Source organism: Phytoactinopolyspora halotolerans, assembly GCF_010550675.1.
GTDB lineage: Bacteria > Actinomycetota > Actinomycetes > Jiangellales > Jiangellaceae > Phytoactinopolyspora > Phytoactinopolyspora halotolerans.
In genome coordinates, this window is record NZ_JAAGOA010000008.1 from 73,009 (window position 1) to 88,969 (window position 15,961).

Annotated in this window: 13 protein-coding genes and 1 tRNA gene; 5 read left to right on the forward strand and 9 right to left on the reverse strand. The window is 68.4% G+C overall.

The window, feature by feature from the left end:
• Positions 1-439 precede the first annotated feature (439 nt).
• Entirely contained in the window at positions 440-1,441 is a 1,002-nt protein-coding gene (locus G1H10_RS13150; protein WP_163738169.1) for a LacI family DNA-binding transcriptional regulator, read from the reverse strand.
• Positions 1,442-1,609: 168 nt separating this feature from the next.
• On the opposite strand from G1H10_RS13150, the gene G1H10_RS13155 reads away from it, so the two are divergent.
• The 5 genes from G1H10_RS13155 to G1H10_RS13175 all read left to right on the forward strand — a co-directional run bounded on the left by G1H10_RS13155 (position 1,610) and on the right by G1H10_RS13175 (position 8,353).
• Entirely contained in the window at positions 1,610-2,956 is a 1,347-nt protein-coding gene (locus tag G1H10_RS13155) for an extracellular solute-binding protein (RefSeq protein WP_163738171.1), read from the forward strand.
• Positions 2,953-3,948, forward strand: a complete 996-nt coding sequence (locus G1H10_RS32950; RefSeq protein ID WP_216853225.1) for a carbohydrate ABC transporter permease — start codon at positions 2,953-2,955, stop codon at positions 3,946-3,948. The genes G1H10_RS13155 and G1H10_RS32950 overlap by 4 nt, the downstream gene beginning before the upstream one ends.
• Positions 3,945-4,808: a carbohydrate ABC transporter permease gene (locus G1H10_RS13165; RefSeq protein WP_163738173.1), complete on the forward strand. Its 864-nt coding sequence runs from the start codon at positions 3,945-3,947 to the stop codon at positions 4,806-4,808. Before G1H10_RS32950 ends, G1H10_RS13165 begins: the two co-directional genes overlap by 4 nt.
• Positions 4,809-4,911: 103 nt before the next feature.
• Positions 4,912-7,320, forward strand: coding sequence for a beta-xylosidase/alpha-l-arabinosidase (locus G1H10_RS13170; protein ID WP_163738572.1), 2,409 nt, complete (start codon positions 4,912-4,914; stop codon positions 7,318-7,320).
• 97 nt (positions 7,321-7,417) lie between these two features.
• A complete protein-coding gene (locus tag G1H10_RS13175) occupies positions 7,418-8,353 on the forward strand; it encodes an RNA polymerase sigma factor (protein WP_216853227.1) in 936 nt (311 codons plus the stop codon).
• Positions 8,354-8,437: 84 nt separating this feature from the next.
• Here G1H10_RS13175 and G1H10_RS34525 read toward each other — a convergent pair whose 3' ends face one another.
• The 8 genes from G1H10_RS34525 to glp all read right to left on the reverse strand — a co-directional run bounded on the left by G1H10_RS34525 (position 8,438) and on the right by glp (position 15,898).
• Positions 8,438-9,205, reverse strand: coding sequence for a GNAT family N-acetyltransferase (locus tag G1H10_RS34525; RefSeq protein ID WP_163738175.1), 768 nt, complete (start codon positions 9,203-9,205; stop codon positions 8,438-8,440).
• Positions 9,206-9,322: 117 nt separating this feature from the next.
• Positions 9,323-11,458 carry a DEAD/DEAH box helicase gene (locus tag G1H10_RS13185; RefSeq protein WP_163738176.1) on the reverse strand — a complete coding sequence of 712 codons (2,136 nt, stop codon included), beginning with the start codon at positions 11,456-11,458 and terminating at the stop codon, positions 9,323-9,325.
• Positions 11,459-11,756: 298 nt separating this feature from the next.
• Positions 11,757-11,832: transfer RNA gene (locus tag G1H10_RS13190), tRNA-Ala, on the reverse strand.
• Positions 11,833-11,941: 109 nt separating this feature from the next.
• Positions 11,942-12,901, reverse strand: a complete 960-nt coding sequence (gene sepX / locus G1H10_RS13195) for a divisome protein SepX/GlpR (protein WP_163738179.1) — start codon at positions 12,899-12,901, stop codon at positions 11,942-11,944.
• A gap of 143 nt (positions 12,902-13,044) precedes the next feature.
• Positions 13,045-13,659: a GNAT family N-acetyltransferase gene (locus tag G1H10_RS13200; RefSeq protein WP_163738181.1), complete on the reverse strand. Its 615-nt coding sequence runs from the start codon at positions 13,657-13,659 to the stop codon at positions 13,045-13,047.
• Entirely contained in the window at positions 13,656-14,144 is a 489-nt protein-coding gene (locus tag G1H10_RS13205; protein ID WP_163738182.1) for a MogA/MoaB family molybdenum cofactor biosynthesis protein, read from the reverse strand. Before G1H10_RS13205 ends, G1H10_RS13200 begins: the two co-directional genes overlap by 4 nt.
• Before the next feature lie 39 nt (positions 14,145-14,183).
• Positions 14,184-14,675: a cyclic pyranopterin monophosphate synthase MoaC gene (gene moaC, locus G1H10_RS13210; protein WP_163738576.1), complete on the reverse strand. Its 492-nt coding sequence runs from the start codon at positions 14,673-14,675 to the stop codon at positions 14,184-14,186.
• Positions 14,672-15,898 (reverse strand): molybdotransferase-like divisome protein Glp, encoded by a 1,227-nt coding sequence (gene glp / locus G1H10_RS13215; RefSeq protein WP_163738184.1) that lies wholly within the window; start codon positions 15,896-15,898, stop codon positions 14,672-14,674. The genes moaC and glp overlap by 4 nt, the downstream gene beginning before the upstream one ends.
• Positions 15,899-15,961: the final 63 nt, after the last annotated feature.

The window sequence follows — 15,961 nt, forward strand, 5'->3', positions numbered from 1 at the left end:
GTGCACCCCAGCCCGTCGAGACCGGCGAAGAGAAGGTCATCCTCACCGACCTGTGTGGGCACGCCAATCTCGATCTGCCCCGCCTAGGGCGCGTACCTCGCCGGCGACATGGTGGACAACGAACTTTCGGCGGAAGAGCTGCAGAATCGCTGACCGCGTCGCCTCCCTTGGTCTAGACCAGATTGATCGTGCCGTGTTATGTGAGGTGCAAACGATCGGATTAAGTGACATCAGGCTGGCCGATGGGTCTAGGCACGTTATTCCTGCAGGTCAGCGGCATACTCGACGGTCGACCACATGCAACGTTGGCTGCGCCAGTTAAGTAAGCGTTAAGCAACACGAGCCCGCGCCGCCCAGAATGGCACATACCGGCGATGGCGCAGCCCTACATCCGGATCGTGTACCGCGATGAGTCCTGCAGCGACCGATATCGCGGCGTTCACAACCGGCGACAGCTCGAGCGGGTGACGAGGCTCGTCGGCAAGCGGACGTGGGGCTCCCTGGTCACGCCGTTGATGAGGTCGATGACCATGCCCAGGGCCTCGGCGCCCATCTGGTGGATCGGCTGGGCGACGGTCGTGAGCGGAGGGTCCGTCAACGCCGACTCGGGCACGTTGTCGAAGCCGATCACCGAGATATCGTCCGGGATGCGCAGCCCCAGTTCCCGGGCGACCTCCATGGTGCGGATCGCGGAGAGGTCGTTGGCCGCGAAGATGGCCGTCGGGCGGTCCGGGAGCGACAACAGCTCATGCGCCGGGGTGTCGGCCAGGTCAGGACGGTAGCCACCGATCCGCATGAGATCCGGGTCGACGGCGATGCCCGCCTCTTCCAACGCCGAGCGGTAACCCTGTTCGCGAAGGGTCGCCGATTCGAGATCCTCCCGGCCGCCGAGAAAGCCGATGCGGCTATGGCCGAGCGAGATCAGGTGCTGAGTCGCCAGCCGGGCGCCGGCGAAGCTGTCCGCGTCGACGGTCGGAGTGCCGGACGGGCCGGTATGCGGGTCGACGGCGACGACGGGAATGGTGCCGTGTTCGATACTCACGGTAGGCGTGACGAGTACCGCACCATCGATGAGCGTTCCGGCCAACCGGCTCAGATTGCGCTGTTCCCAGCCGACGCGGTCGTGCCGCCCGAGACCGCCGGTATACGCCATCAACTCGTAACCCGTCCCGTCGACCGCCTCGGAAACACCCTTCAGCAGCTCGGTGGAGAACGGCTCGAACTCGGCGACGAGAATGCCGATCACGTTGGTGCGGCGGCTGCGTAGGCTCCGTGCCACGATCGACGACTCGTAGCCGAGTTGCCTGATGACCTCTTGGACCCGGAGCTCGGTCTCCGGCGCGACACCGTAACGGCCGTTGATCACCTTGGATACGGTCGCGACGGAGACCTTCGCGGTTCTCGCAACGTCACCGATGGTGACCCTTCCCGTGGGCTGCATGGACAAGACAGTAGCGTGCCGGCGAGCTACGGGCACGCGAATGGAGGTGTGTGATAGATAACGATGTCGATACCGTTATCGAAACCGATGTCGATAACGATTGACACCCGTGTGTCGAAGCTGCAAAACTCGCGCACATTCCGTCAGGGACGACTGGAGGGCACCCAGATGACTCGCAGGACACGGAGGCAGGCCGCGCTGGTAGTTGCAGCGGCGGCCGCTCTCTTCAGCACAGCGTGCGCCGGACAAGACAGCGACTCCGAACCCGACGCCGCCGACACCGCGGAGGGTGACGGCAACGGTGGCGACACCGGAGGAGGCGACGAGCCTGTCACCATCGAGTGGTGGCATAACTCGAACAACGATCCGGGCCGGAGCTACTACGAACAGGTTGCCGCCGACTTCGAAGAGGCCAACCCCAATGTCACCATCGAGATCAACGCACAAGAGCACGAGGACATGCTCACCCGGCTCGACGCGGCGTTCCAGAGCGGCGACGTGCCGGACATCTACATGGAACGCGGCGGCGGCGAACTCGCCGCTCACGTCGACGCCGGCCTCACCCGGGATCTGACCGATGACGCCGCCGAGACGATCGACAAGCTCGGTGGCTCAGTCGCCGGCTGGCAGGTGGACGATCGCACGTACGCGCTGCCGTTCTCGCTGGGCGTGGTCGGCTTCTGGTACAACACCGCGTTGTTCGAGGAGGCGGGGATCACCGAGCCGCCACAGACGTTGGACGACTGGCTCGCCGCCGTCGACGCGCTCAAGGACGCGGACATCGAACCCGTCTCGGTCGGTGCGGGCGACGCCTGGCCGGCCGCGCACTACTGGTATTACACGGCGCTGCGCCAGTGTGCCCAGGACGTCCTGCAGGACGCGGTCACCAGCCTGGGCTTCTCCGACCCGTGCTTCGTACGGGCCGGTGAGACGCTGCAGACCATCGTCGAGGCCGAGCCGTTCAACGCGGGCTTCCTGACGACCCCAGCTCAGGAGGGCCCGACCTCCGCGTCCGGCCTGCTGGCCACCGAGCGAGTGGCGATGGAGCTGGCCGGCCACTGGGAGCCGGGCGTCATGCAGGGCCTGACCGAGGATGGCGAAGGGCTCGGCGAGAACACGGGCTGGTTCCCGTTCCCTGAGGTCCCCGGCCAGGAGGGTGACCCGGAGGCGGTTCTCGGCGGTGGCGATGCCTGGGCACTCTCCGCGGACGCGCCGGACCAAGCCGTCGACTTCATCGAGTATCTGCTCTCCGACGAGGTTCAGCAGGGCTTCGCCGAGAACGACATGGGTCTGCCGGTCAATCCGGCCGCCTCGGATTCCGTCACCGATCCGGCGCTGTCCGGGCTGCTCGAAGTACGGGACAACGCGCCCTACGTGCAGCTCTACTTCGACACAGCGTTCGGTGAGTCCGTCGGTGGTGCGATGAACGACGCGATCGTCCAGGCGTTCGCCGGCAACGCGTCACCACAGGACATCGTGGACGCCACTCAGCAAGCGGCAGATGCCGAGCAGTGAGTAACGCAACGACCAGGTCGGCAGGCGGTGCCTCCGAGGCGCCGCCTGCCGACCGCAGCACACAGGATCGGACCCCCCGCCGCCGCAGCAGCCGTCGGGCTCGGCAAGAGTGGCGCAAGCGCGCGGAGATCGTCTTCTTCGTCACGCCCGCCCTCGCGTTGTTCGTGGTCTTCGTGATCGTGCCGGTGCTCACGGCAGTCCAGATGTCCGTGTACCGGTGGCGCGGTTTCGGGCCGCTCGAGGATTTCGTCGGTCTGGACAACTACGTCTCCGTGCTGACCAACGACGTCTTCACCGGGGCCGTGGCGCACACCATGATCATCGTCGTCGGCTCGATCCTTCTCCAGCTGCCGCTCGGGCTCGCCGTCGCCCTGCTGCTCAACCGCAAGATGAAGGGCCAGGGCCTACTGCGAACGATCGTCTTCGTACCGTTCGTTCTGTCCGAGGTCATCGCCGGTGTCATCTGGTTCCAGTTGCTGCAGCCGCGTTACGGCGTCGTCGACACGGCGCTGGGCAGCGTCGGCCTCGACGGGCCCGCGCAGGGATGGCTCGGCGATCCCGACATCGCCCTGTGGACCGTCCTGATCGTTTTGACATGGAAGTACCTCGGCCTGCCGATCCTGCTGTTCCTCGCCGGCCTGCAGGGCATCCCGAACGACCTGTACGAGGCCGCGCAGCTCGATGGCGCCACCTGGTGGCAGGTGCAGCGCAACATCACCATCCCGCTGCTGGGACCGACGATGCGGACCTGGGCGTTCCTGTCGATGATCGGATCACTCCAGCTGTTCGACATGGTGTGGATCCTCACCCGGGGCGGCCCGGCCAACGCCACGACGACCATGGTGACGTTCCTGGTCAACGAGGGTACCAACCGCCAGAACTACGGCATCGCAGGCGCGGCCTCGATGATCCTCTTCGTGATCGCACTCACCATGGCGATCCTCTACCAGCGGCTGGTGCTGCGCCGGGACACCAAGGAGGCCGGACGATGACCACCGCGACAACTCCCCAGCGCGCGCGACGACAGCAGGACACTTTCTCCGGCGGTAACCCGCTGATCTACGTGCTCGCCCTCGTGGTAGCGGCGGGCTCGCTCGGACCGGTGCTCTTCGGCGTGCTCGGCGGCTTCCGTACCAACGCCCAGCTGGCGGAGAGCCCGGCCGGCCTGCCCGACCCGTGGGTGTTCAGCAACTACACCGAGGCCCTGACCAATCCGGACTTCTGGCGGTTCACGCTGAACTCCACGGCCATCGCGACCATCACGACGCTTGTGGTCGTGGTGTGCGGCATGATGGCGGCGTACCCGCTCGCGCGGTATCGGTTCCGTGGACGCGAGGCGCTGTTCACCGTCTTCGTCGCGGGGCTCTTGTTCCCGGTCACCGTTGCCGTGATCCCGCTGTTCATCCTCGTCAGCCAGAACTTCGGGCTCAGCAACACCTGGTGGGGAATCGCGCTGCCACAAGCCGCGTTCGCGCTGCCGTTGAGCGTCGTCATCCTGCGTCCGTTCCTGATCGCGTTGCCGAACGAGATCGAAGAGGCGGCGATGATCGACGGATCGTCGCGGATCAGCTTCTTCTGGCGGATCGTCGTGCCGCTGTCCTGGCCAGGGATGGTCACCGTGGGCGTGGTGGCGTTCGTCCAATCCTGGAACGCCTACCTGCTCCCGCTGTTGCTGTTGCAGGGCAACATGCGCACGCTGCCCCTCGGGGTCGCGGACTACTCCTCGGAGTACTCGGCCGACGTCGCCGGAGTCTACGCCTTCACCTCGCTGGCCATGATCCCAGCGCTGGTGCTGTTCCTGTTGATGCAGAAGCGCATCGTCAGCGGCCTGCAGGGTGCGGTCAAGGGATGACCCCGGCCCACCCCGGAAGAAGGAGCCAAAATACGTGACGGACCTCGACAATCACCTGCCCCTGTCTCAGATCTCCCAGCGGGTATATGACCTGCTGGCGCGGATGACGCTGGACGAGAAGCTGGCTCAGCTGGTCGGCTACTGGGTCGATCAGGTCGGCGCCGACAACGCCGGCACGGACGACAGCAGCGACGACGGCGGCAGCAGCAGCGACGAGCCGGATCGTCCGGGTGACGTCGCGCCGTTGCAGGGGGAGATGACCGCATCACAGCGGTCGTTCGAGGAGTCGATCCGGCACGGCATCGGCCACCTGACCCGGGTGTACGGGACCCACCCGGTCGACCCGGTCACACGTGCGCAATGGCTCTGGGACCAGCAGCGCCGGTTGCGTTCGGACACCCGCCTCGGCATTCCGGCGCTCGTGCACGAGGAGTGCCTGACGGGCCTCGCCGCCTGGCAGGCGGCGGCGTTCCCCACGCCGCTCGCCTGGGGTGCGTCGTTCGACCCGGACCTCGTCGAGCAGATGGGCGGCGTCATCGGCGCGTCCATGCGGGCGCTCGGCATCCACCAAGGCCTCGCACCGGTGCTCGACGTGATCCGGGACCCGCGGTGGGGTCGCGTCGACGAGTGCATCGCCGAGGATCCGTACGTGGTCGGCACACTCGGCACGTCGTACGTGCGTGGGCTGCAGTCGGCAGGCGTGCACGCGACGCTCAAGCACTTCGTCAGCTACTCGGCGTCGCAGGCCGGACGGAACCACGCACCGGTGCATGCCGGGCCTCGCGAGGTCGCCGATGTCCTGCTGCCGCCGTTCGAGATGGCGCTGTTCGACGGAGGCGCTCGCTCGGTCATGAACTCCTACACCGAGATCGACGGCGTGCCGGTCGCGGCCGACGCCGACCTGCTGACCGGTCTGCTGCGCGAGCAGTGGGGCTTCACCGGAACCGTCGTCGCGGATTACTTCTCGGTAGCGTTTCTCGCGCTGTTGCACAGGGTGGCCGCCGACCAGGGTGATGCGGCTGCCCAGGCGCTGGCCGCCGGCATCGACATCGAGTTGCCGAACGGCGATGCATACCTCGAGCCGCTCGCCGAGCGGGTGCGGGCCGGCGTCGTCGACGAGAAGCTCGTCGACCGTGCGGTGCTGCGCGCGCTGGCGCAGAAGGAGGAACTCGGTCTGCTTGACGAGACCTTCGCCGACGATCCGCCGTCCACGGCCGACCTGGACTCGGCGGAACATCGGGACCTCGCGCGCCGCCTCGCGGAGGAGTCGGTCGTCCTGCTGTCCAACGATGGCGTCCTCCCTCTGGGCGGTCCCGGTCGCACGGTGCCCCGCCGAGTAGCGGTGATCGGTCCGAACGCCGACCGCTCGGAAGCGCTTCTGGGCTGCTATTCGTTCATCAACCACGTTCTCGCCGATCGTCCTGACGTCCCGTTCGGGATCGAGATCCCCACCGTCGCGGACGGGCTGCGCCAGGAGTCGGCGACCGGCTCGCTCTCCGGGGCGGAGACCGTCGTCGTACGTGGGTGTGGCGTCGACGACGCCGACCGTTCCGGGTTCGCCGAGGCAACCGAGGCCGCCCGGGAGGCCGACGTGGCCGTGGTGGTGGTCGGCGACCAGGCCGGGCTGTTCGGGCGAGGCACGGTCGGTGAGGGCAACGATGTCGAGAGCCTCGATCTTCCCGGTGTCCAGCGGGAACTCGTCGAGACCGTCCGAGCCACCGGCACGCCCACCGTGCTGGTCCTCATCACCGGACGTCCGTACGCCATCGACTGGGCGCTGGAGGGACCATCCGCGGTCGGGGCGGTTCTCCAGGCGTTCTTCCCGGGGGAGGAAGGTGGCTCGGCGATCGCCGGTGTGCTCTCGGGGCGGGTCAACCCGTCCGGGCGGCTCCCCGTCTCGATGCCGCGGTCGGCCGGAGCCCAGCCGTACACGTATCTGCACCCGCCGCTCGGCGGCCCGAATGACGTCACCACCGCCGACACCACACCGGTCCGGGCGTTCGGGCACGGCCTGTCATACACGACGTTCACGCATGAGGATCTCGCTGTCGACTCCGCAGCGGCCGCCGGTGGTTCCTTCGCCGCCTCGGTCCGGGTGACGAATACCGGCGATCGTCGCGGCGCGGACGTCGTGCAGATCTACGCTCGCGACCTGGTGGCCAGCATCACCCGGCCGACCGTCCAGCTGCTGGGCTATCACCGCGTCGAGCTCGACGCCGGCGAGTCAGCGGTCGTCCGCTTCGAGGTTCCCACGACGCGGCTGGCGTTCACCGACCGTCACATGGTCCGCATCGTGGAACCGGGCGACGTCGAGGTCTGGGTGGGCCGTTCCGCCGCCGACAACCGGACACGCCCACACGCCGACGGCATCGCCCAGGCGGAGCCCGCATCGGACGTGATGGCCGACGCGGACGACGGCCCGCCCCGCGCGACCATCACGCTGACCGGTGAACCCCACGTCGTGACACCGGCAGACGAGCGTATGGTCCGGGTGAGCGTCCTGCGCATATAGGCTCACCGCTGGCGTGGTGCATCCCCGAAGCGGACTGACTGGCCGATGGACGCCGGTGGCGGCCCTTGCCGTCCCAGCACGTCGATAGACTCGCCTGGTGGGCAGGGGGATGGCGGACGCACCAGACGACGCCGAGTTGGTCCGTGCCGCTCAGGCCGGTGATGTCGAGTGTTCCGGTGTGCTTCTGGCTCGGCATTGGGGCGCCATGCGGGCGGTCGCGTTGAGCATTCTCGGCCACAGGCCCGAAGCCGACGACGCGTTGCAGGAGGCGGCGCTGACAGCCGTGCGCCGCATCGGGGATGTGCGTGATGCGGCCTCCGTCGGCCCGTGGTTGCGCGCCATCGTGCGCAATGTCTGCCGGATGCAGGTGCGCGGAAGGACGGAGGTCCCTGCCGATCAGCTCGATCTCCTGGCCCGGCCGGCGATCGACTCTGATCCGGCGGAGCTGCTGGACCGGCATGCGGCGAGGGACTGGGTCTGGCGAGCAATAGAGGAGTTGTCCCCGAGCCTCCGTCTGGTGACCATGCTGCGGTACTTCACCGGAGTCACCGCCTATGAACAGATCGCGGCGCTGTGCGGGATTCCGGTCGGCACGGTGCGCAGCCGGCTCAGCCAGGCTCGTACCAAACTGACCGACGCCCTCCTCGCGACCGCCGACGCGGCACACGACGACGTGGCCGCGCTGACCAGAACGCGCCGGGCCGAGGCAACCGAGATGCTGCGGGCCGCGGAGCGCGGTTCTTACGCCGAGCTCCTGGCAGCGACCTGGTCTACGGACGTGGAGACCACCTGGCCTGACGGTCAGCGGACAACGGGCCAGGACCAGCTCATCCGGGCGATGTACGGCGACGTGGAAGACGGCGTGCGCTATCGGCTGGCCCATGTCGTGGCCAGCCGTGGCGTGACCATCCTGGAGACCGACCTGATCAGCCCACCTGACGATCCGTTCCACTGCCCGCCGGGCGCGGTCTGGGTACTGGCCCTGGAAGACCGCCGAGTCCGGCGGCTGCGGCTTTTCCATCCCGAGCGGTGAGATTGCCGCTCGATTCCGGGCGCCGCAGACGCCGGTCCATCAGCCGGTTTCGACTGACCCATCACCAGGCGGCGGAATCGTCGCCTACGCCGGTGCCCTCGGCAACTGGAACAGCCGGTAGTGCGTCACGGTGTGGAAGCCCATCCGGCGATATACCGGCTCGCCGTCGGCGCTGGACTGCAGCGTCGCGACCCGCAAACCGCGTTCCCTTCCGGCCTTCAGCGCGGCGAGGGTCAGCGCGGTGCCGATTCCCCGGCGCCGGTAGCCGGAATCGGTGCTGACGACGTAGATGCCTGCGACACCGTTGCTGATCGACGTGGCGGCGGTTCCGACGACCCGCCCGTGGAGACGGCCGGTGAAACGGATGAGTTCATCATTCTGTGTGGTTCGGTTGATCTCTCGTTCGACGGCGGCCGGCACGGCTGCATCGGGGACGCCCATGGACGGCGCATACGCCTCGACGAATGCCGCGGTCCCGCCGGCTCCTTCCACCTGGTCGATGACGAGATCGGCCGGCGCGGGGACCTCAGCCACCTGGTCCACCCGTACGGCCATGACAGGCATCGACTGAACCTCGCTCGCGCCCCGGGCCAGCAGACCGTCGGCGACAGCGGGATCACTGTCCGGACCCACCCACCAGAGCCATGGCGTTCTGTACAGCCGGCGTCGCGCCTCGGCCACGGCATCGTCCAGTCGCTGCCGACGCAGCCGCAACACCCCATTGAGGAGAGGGTGCGGAAGGTCACTGCGGTACGTCGGCAGGTCGGCATCGACGGAATCAGTGCTGCCCCAGCCGAGCCAGTAGGCACGGTTGTTGGCCAGCTGTGGAGCCAGATCGTCTATGGAGTCCACGGCGTGTATCGAAGAGTGCATGCCCACAAGATGCGCCCACGCCACGAAAAGTTCGAAAGGTCGTGGCTGATGTCGTGGGACCCCCTGCCGTCGCCTGCCGCGCGGCGGGTCACGGGATTACGACGACGTCGACAACCGGTCCGTCAACAGCGCAACGAGAGCTTCGAGCTGCACGTCGGCTGCCGAGCCAACCTCGTCGTCCGAGCCGTCGAGCGCCCGGGCGGCCAGCCCGGCCTTGCTGTCGATCAGCTCCGCGATCCTCGTGTCCATGGTCTGGGCGGCGATGATACGCCAGGCGGTGACGGGCTCGTCCTGACCGATGCGGTGCACGCGGTCGATGGCCTGCGTCTGCTCGGCGGCGGACCAGGACAGCTCGGCGAGGACCATGTTGGAGGCGACCTGCAGGTTCAGGCCCACGCCGGCAGCGGTGAGCGAGCAGACCGCGATGGAGACGTCGGGATCGTGCGTGAAGGCGTCGATGTTCTTCTGACGCTGCTTCGAGGTCTGATCCCCCCGGATCGACGAGTAGCGGATGCCGCGCTCCGCGAAGGTCTTCTCGGCGAGGTCCATCACGTCGACGTGCTTGGCGAAGAAGACGACCTTACCCACGTTGCGGGCGAGCTGCGCGGCATAGTCGGCGGCCAGGCCGGCCTTGGCCTGACCGATGCGGCGGATCATGCTGAACACGTTCTGGCCCGTCTTCGCCGTCGTGGTATCGGCCAGCTCCGCACGGGCGACCCGGCGGACGAGATCGTGATCGATTCCCGGCACGACGACGCCGGACGTCCGTGCTTCCAATGCCGCTTCATAGCGCGACAGGAGACGGTCGGCCAGCTCGCGCTCGGCGTCGCGGATCGACCGGCCGGCGGCGCCGTCGAGCTCGACGGGAAGGTCGGCAATGCGGCGGGCAGGGATGTCAGCGGCCACATCGATCTTACGGCGGCGAACGATGCCCAAGTCGATCACGCAGTCGCGAGCGGACGCGTAGAAGCCGCGGTCGGCCGGTGTCAGGCCGGTCTTCTCCAGTGCCTCCATCAGTTCGGAGCGTGGCTTCTTCTCGTCGATCCAGCCCAGGAACTGCCAGATGGCTCTGAAGTCCTCGATGTCGTTGATCAGCGGCGTGCCGGTGAGCGCCATCAGCAGCGGACGCACGGCCCGCGCCCGGATCTGTTCGGAGAGCTGCAGGACGTACTGCGAGCGCTGGGATTTCTTGTTCTTGATGAAGTGCGCCTCGTCGACGACCATGCCGCGAAAGCCCAGATCACCGAGCCAGCCGATGTGACGGTCGAGCACCTCATAGTTGACGATGATGATCTCGGCGAAGCCGTCGACCGTGTCGCCGTCCCCGTGGATCACCGTGGCCGGGTGTTCCGGCGTCCACCGGTCCGCTTCGCGAGCCCAGTTGGTCTTGACGACGTTCGGTACGACGACGAGCAGCGGATAGGCGTTCGCGGCCTGCGCGGCGAGCAGCGCCTGAGCCGTCTTGCCCAGCCCCGGCTCGTCGGCGAGCAGGAAGGTTCTGTGTCCGGACTCGGCTGCGGCGATCAGCCGTGCTTGGTGTGGCATCATCTCGCCGCCGCCCGACGTCCGCAGGGCGGACTCGTCGGGAAGTGCCATGCAGGCCGATGCCCCGTCAGCGGCGTACTCGAACGCATTGAGCAGCGGGCCGATCAGTTCCCAGCTGGCCAGGCGTTGCGGGCGCGGCTCGCGTGGGCCGGGAGCCGTGAAATCCGGCGCCAGGAACGGATTGGCGAGTTGCCGGGAGACGACCGACTGCGGCACCACCTGACGCTTCATCGTGCCGGTCGAGGTTACCGGCGTGCTGACCGAGACCTCGTCTTCGGATGGCTCGATGCCCGCCGCGGCCAGCATCTCCCGCTTGAGCGACTTGGCTGCGTCGCCGACGACGGCATCCTCGGCGAGCAGCGCCAGGAGCGAGGCTTCGCGGACGGCGACCTTCGCCAGGATCGTCGCGATCCCGTCGAGGCGCTTGAGCTGGTCGGCACGGTAGCTGTCACTGCTCGACTCGTCTGCCTTGACGCGGGCGCGTTCCTCCCGCACCAGCAGGGCGATGACCTGAAACTTGGTGCGTGTGGAGGGCGTGGAGGGGCCACGCGAGACGGCGGTCTCGACGTCGCGGACGGCGCGCGCGAGGACCGGGATGATTCCGTCGTTATCCCGGCCACGGGCACGACGCCGGGCTCGGGTGGTGGTACGGCTAGCGCCGGACTGGCGCTGAACACCTCTAGCCAATCGTTACTCCTCTTCTGGTGCCTACCGCCGAACGTGACGGCAGACGTCGCCGCGAGCCGTTCTTCCGCGCCCGCGGACGCCGACGCGGCGATCGACGATGGCGATCCCCTACGCCGCGATGATCCGGCCGCCGCCGCAGATACACCGGTACGGTGCTCGGAGGAAGGCACTGGCTGGGGACGCTGAGTGGCAACGTAGGTCGCCGCACGTCCCCAGCACGCGACAGAACCGCTCTTCGGGCGGCTCCGATGACTACTGTGGATAGCCTCGAACAATCAAATGTCCTGGTCAGCAGACATGGTGGAGCTGACGGGATTCGAACCCGTGGCCTCCTCGTTGCGAACGAGGCGCGCTACCAACTGCGCCACAGCCCCCGGCTCAAGACCTCGACGAGCTTACCATCACCCGGCACCAATCATGGAATCGCGTGGTCAGAGCCTGGACACCAACCAGAGGTAGGCTGTTGGGCGACGCGGTCCGCGCTCACTCGCCGACCGCTCGACGGCGCTTCTCCGGCATCTCGTCGTCCGACGCGTTCGTCTCGCTCTCCGCTGCCTCCGTCCCGTCGCCGGTCACCGGCGACGCCGGCGGGCGGGAGGGCAGCTCGAACGACGTCGTGTGCTCCAGTCGACCGGACGTCCACGACCCGTCGCCGCCGAGGTCGATCTTGCGGTTGACACGCGGCGCCTTCGGCTTGTTGACGTACGTCGGCAACGGCACGTCGACCGGATCCCAGGTGCCCTCCGCTGGCTGCTCCGCCTCCTCCGGGAGATCGAGGACGGCGATCCGCTTGCCCTCCGCGTTGACCGCCACGGAATCGTTCTCGGGTGCACTGTCCGCCGCGGCGGCGCGTTCACGCGCCGCCCGCTTCCGCAACGTGCGACGCCGCTGGGTCTGGGCTACCGCAGCCCGGCGAGCCACGACCACGAACCCGGCGATCATGGTCCCGGTGACGATCGGCACCCAGCTCGGCAACGGCCCCAAGACCGTCCCCGCCACGCCCAGCAGGGTCGCCATGAACAGCAGACTGAGCATCCGGCGACGCCGCCGCGCCGCATCGACAGCCGCCTGCTCGAACCGCCGAAGCTCCGCCTCGGCCGGTACACGTCCGTCTCGTGGCCGAGGCCGCACGCGACCGTCCGCAGCGCTGGACTCGGCATGGCGGGCGGCAGCAGCGCCCTCTCGCGCCGCCGGTACCGCCCCGCTCGTCGGCGCCAAACCCTTGACGTCGCCGGTGACGATCGTCCGGCCGTCCGGCCCGTCGGCGACAACCCGGTGCGGGGCATGGATGGGCCCGGACTTGCGCCGTAGCACGCGCACGCCGTTCGCCGCGTCGGTCTCCCGCGCCCGCTCGACCTCCTCGTTGCGGCGGACCCATCGAGGGACGAGGACGGCCAACCACGCAGCGACGATCGCCGCATAGATCAGGCCGCTGTACCCCATGACATCAGACGGTACGGTGCGCAACGTCGCTGGCGGTGGACCTGCGGCGGTGTGTCGCCGGTAACGGATGTGACTACTGTGGCGGTTTGCACACCCAGATCACGGCGTCACGTGCACCATGATCCCTCCGAGGACCGCCTGTCTCACGTCAGCCGCTTCGACTCATGCCACCGCGTCAGCAAGCCGTCCGGGACGTCCTCCGACGTCAGCGCGAAAGACCGATGATCACGCCAATCACCGTCGATATGCAGCAGCCGCTCACGTATCCCCTCGTCCCGGAAGCCGAGCTTCTCGACGACCCGCAAGGATGCCTGGTTCTCCGGCCGGATGTTGACCTCCAGCCGGTGCAGCCCCACCGTGAAGAAACAGTAGTCCACGGTGAGCGCGAGCGCCGTGGGGGTGATGCCACGTCCGGCCAGCGCGCCGTCGACCCAGTACCCGACCGTCCCCATCCGGGCGGAGCCCCAGACGATGTTGGACACGCCCAGCTGCCCGGCCAACCGGCCCTCGTAGGTCACCGCCCAGGACAGCGCCTCGTCCGCCCGCCCCTGAGCCGAGTACATCCGGACCATCTGGCGAAAGCTCATCGGTGGCGAGGCGGACGACGGCGGCGGCGTAGCCTCCCAGCGTCGCAGCCACTCGGCGTTCCGGGTGCGGATCTCCGCCCATGCGCGCGAGTCGCGGTAACGCAGCGGCCGTAGCCCGACCGGCGGATCCTCCAGCTCGACCGGCCACCCCAACCGGGACCCACTCCTCACGCCGCCCCGCTCCTGGGATGATCTCCGCCGGCGATCTGATCCACGGCATGGACCAGCACCGGTTGCAGGACGGACAAGCCGTCCCGGACACCCCCGGTGGAACCGGGCAGGTTGACGATCAGCGTGCGGCCCGCCCGTCCGGCGATGCCACGCGACAGCGACGCCGTCGGCACACCGTTCGACCGTCCGTGTGCGCGGATCGCTTCGGCGAGGCCGGGCACCTCGGCCTCGACCACGCGCTGTGTCATCTCCGGCGTCTGGTCGTTCGGATTCAGCCCGGTACCGCCGGTCGTCACGGCGACGTCGTAGCCCGCCTCGACGGCGCCGCGCAGGGCCGATTCGACCTCGGGTCCGTCCGGTACCACCGTCGGGCCGTCGACGTCGGCGCCCATCTCGCGCAGACCGGCGACGAGCACCGGTCCACTGCGGTCCTCATATACACCGGCCGCCGCCCGGGTGGACACGGTCACCACTAGCGCTCTCATCGGCTCGCCACCTCACGGCCTCGTCAGCTGAAGAGGACACTAGTGCGCGCGATCCGCGCGCCGCCAGGTACCCGAGCGCCCACCGGTCTTCTCCTCCACCCGGATGTCCGTGATCACCGCGCCCTTGTCGATCGCCTTCACCATGTCCACGACGGTCAACGCGGCGGTGGAGACGGCGGTCAGCGCCTCCATCTCGACGCCGGTCCGGTCCGCCGTGCGCACGGTCGCGGAGATCTCGACCGCGTCGTCGGACACCGACACGTCCACGTCGACCCCGTGGATGGCCAGCGGATGGCACAACGGCACCAGATCCGGGGTCCGCTTCGCGCCCTGGATGCCCGCGATACGTGCCACGCCCAGCGCATCGCCCTTCGGCACGTCCCCGGCGCGCAGGGCCGCCACCACGTCCGGAGAGACCAGCACACGGCCGCTGGCCCGGGCCGTGCGGACGGTGACGTCTTTGGCCGACACATCGACCATCCGCGCCGAACCGTCGTCGTCGATATGCGTCAGCCGAGCACTCACGCTCAGTCCTTTCTGTTCTCCAGCCGCATGGCGTCGACCACCTGCCCGGCCGTCACCTCGGTGACATGCTCGGGCACGACGATCAGCGAGTTAGCGTAAGCCAGATCGCCCAGCCGATGCGACTCCTGCGTACCCAGCGGCGTCACCAGGTACGAACCATCCGACGACGGCTGCAGGCGGGCCCGGGCGAACTGCCGCTTGCCCTCGGGCGAACGCATCGTCTGCTGCAGCACCGCCTTCACGCTCTGCCGGTGCAGCCGGGCGGCGCCGAACATCTTGCGGATCGCGGGCCGGACGAACACCTCGAAAGAGACGAACGCGCTGACCGGGTTCCCGGGCAGCGTGAAGATCGGTGTGTTCTCCTCGCCGACCGTGCCGAAGCCCTGCGGCTTCCCCGGTTGCATCGCCACCTTCTCGAACGCCACCGTGCCGAGCCTGGAGAGCACCTCCTTCACCACGTCGTAGGCGCCCGCGCTGACCCCACCGGTGGTGATCACCAGGTCGGCACGGACCAGCTGATCCTCGATCAGGCCGAGCAGCCGATCCGGGTCATCCGGGATCGGCGGGATCCGGTAGGCGATCGCCCCGGCCTCGCGCGCCGCCGCCGTGAGGGTGAACGAATTGGAGTCGGTGATCTGTCCCAGAGACACCGGGTTGCCCGGCTCGACCAGTTCGCTTCCGGTGGAGATGACGACGACCCGCGGCTTCGGGCGGACCACGACCCGGTCCCGGCCGATCGCGGCGAGCAGCCCCACCTGCGGGGCCCCGATGTACGTCCCGGCGCCGAGCACCGCGTCGCCGGCGCTCACGTCCTCGCCCGCGTGCCGCACGTGGGCACCGAGCTTGGCCGGGGCCATGATCCGGACCCGGGCGGTGCCACCGTCGGTCTGCTCCACCGGGACCACCGCATCGGCGCCCGCAGGCATCGGCGCACCGGTCATGATCCGGGCGCACAGACCCGAGCTGATGGCACTGACGTCCAGGTCACCGGCGGCGATGTCCGCCACCACCGGGAGCTCCACCGGACTCTCCTCGGTGGCATCCGACACGTCGTCGGCCAGCACCGCGTAACCGTCCATGGCCGAATTGTCGAACTGCGGCAACGGCCACGGAGCCACCACGTCTTCGGTCAGCACGCAGCCATGCGCGTCCAGCAGGTGCACGTCGAGTGCCGGCAGCGGCCGGATGGTCTCGAGAATGTCGGAGAGATGGTCGGCGACGCGTTTCACACCTTCACCGTTTCACAGCCGGTCGCCGCTGGCGAGGAGGACAGGGCCGTCGAGCGACGGTGA

Excerpts from the sequence above, each read along its gene's own strand:
- G1H10_RS13150 (WP_163738169.1), bottom strand. The coding sequence starts at position 1,441 with ATGCAGCCCACGGGAAGGGTCACCATCGGTGACGTTGCGAGAACCGCG.
- G1H10_RS13170 (WP_163738572.1), top strand. The coding sequence starts at position 4,912 with ATGACGCTGGACGAGAAGCTGGCTCAGCTGGTCGGCTACTGGGTCGAT.
- sepX (WP_163738179.1), bottom strand. The coding sequence starts at position 12,901 with ATGGGGTACAGCGGCCTGATCTATGCGGCGATCGTCGCTGCGTGGTTG.
- G1H10_RS13205 (WP_163738182.1), bottom strand. The coding sequence starts at position 14,144 with ATGAGAGCGCTAGTGGTGACCGTGTCCACCCGGGCGGCGGCCGGTGTA.
- G1H10_RS13155 (WP_163738171.1), top strand. The coding sequence starts at position 1,610 with ATGACTCGCAGGACACGGAGGCAGGCCGCGCTGGTAGTTGCAGCGGCG.
- G1H10_RS13165 (WP_163738173.1), top strand. The coding sequence starts at position 3,945 with ATGACCACCGCGACAACTCCCCAGCGCGCGCGACGACAGCAGGACACT.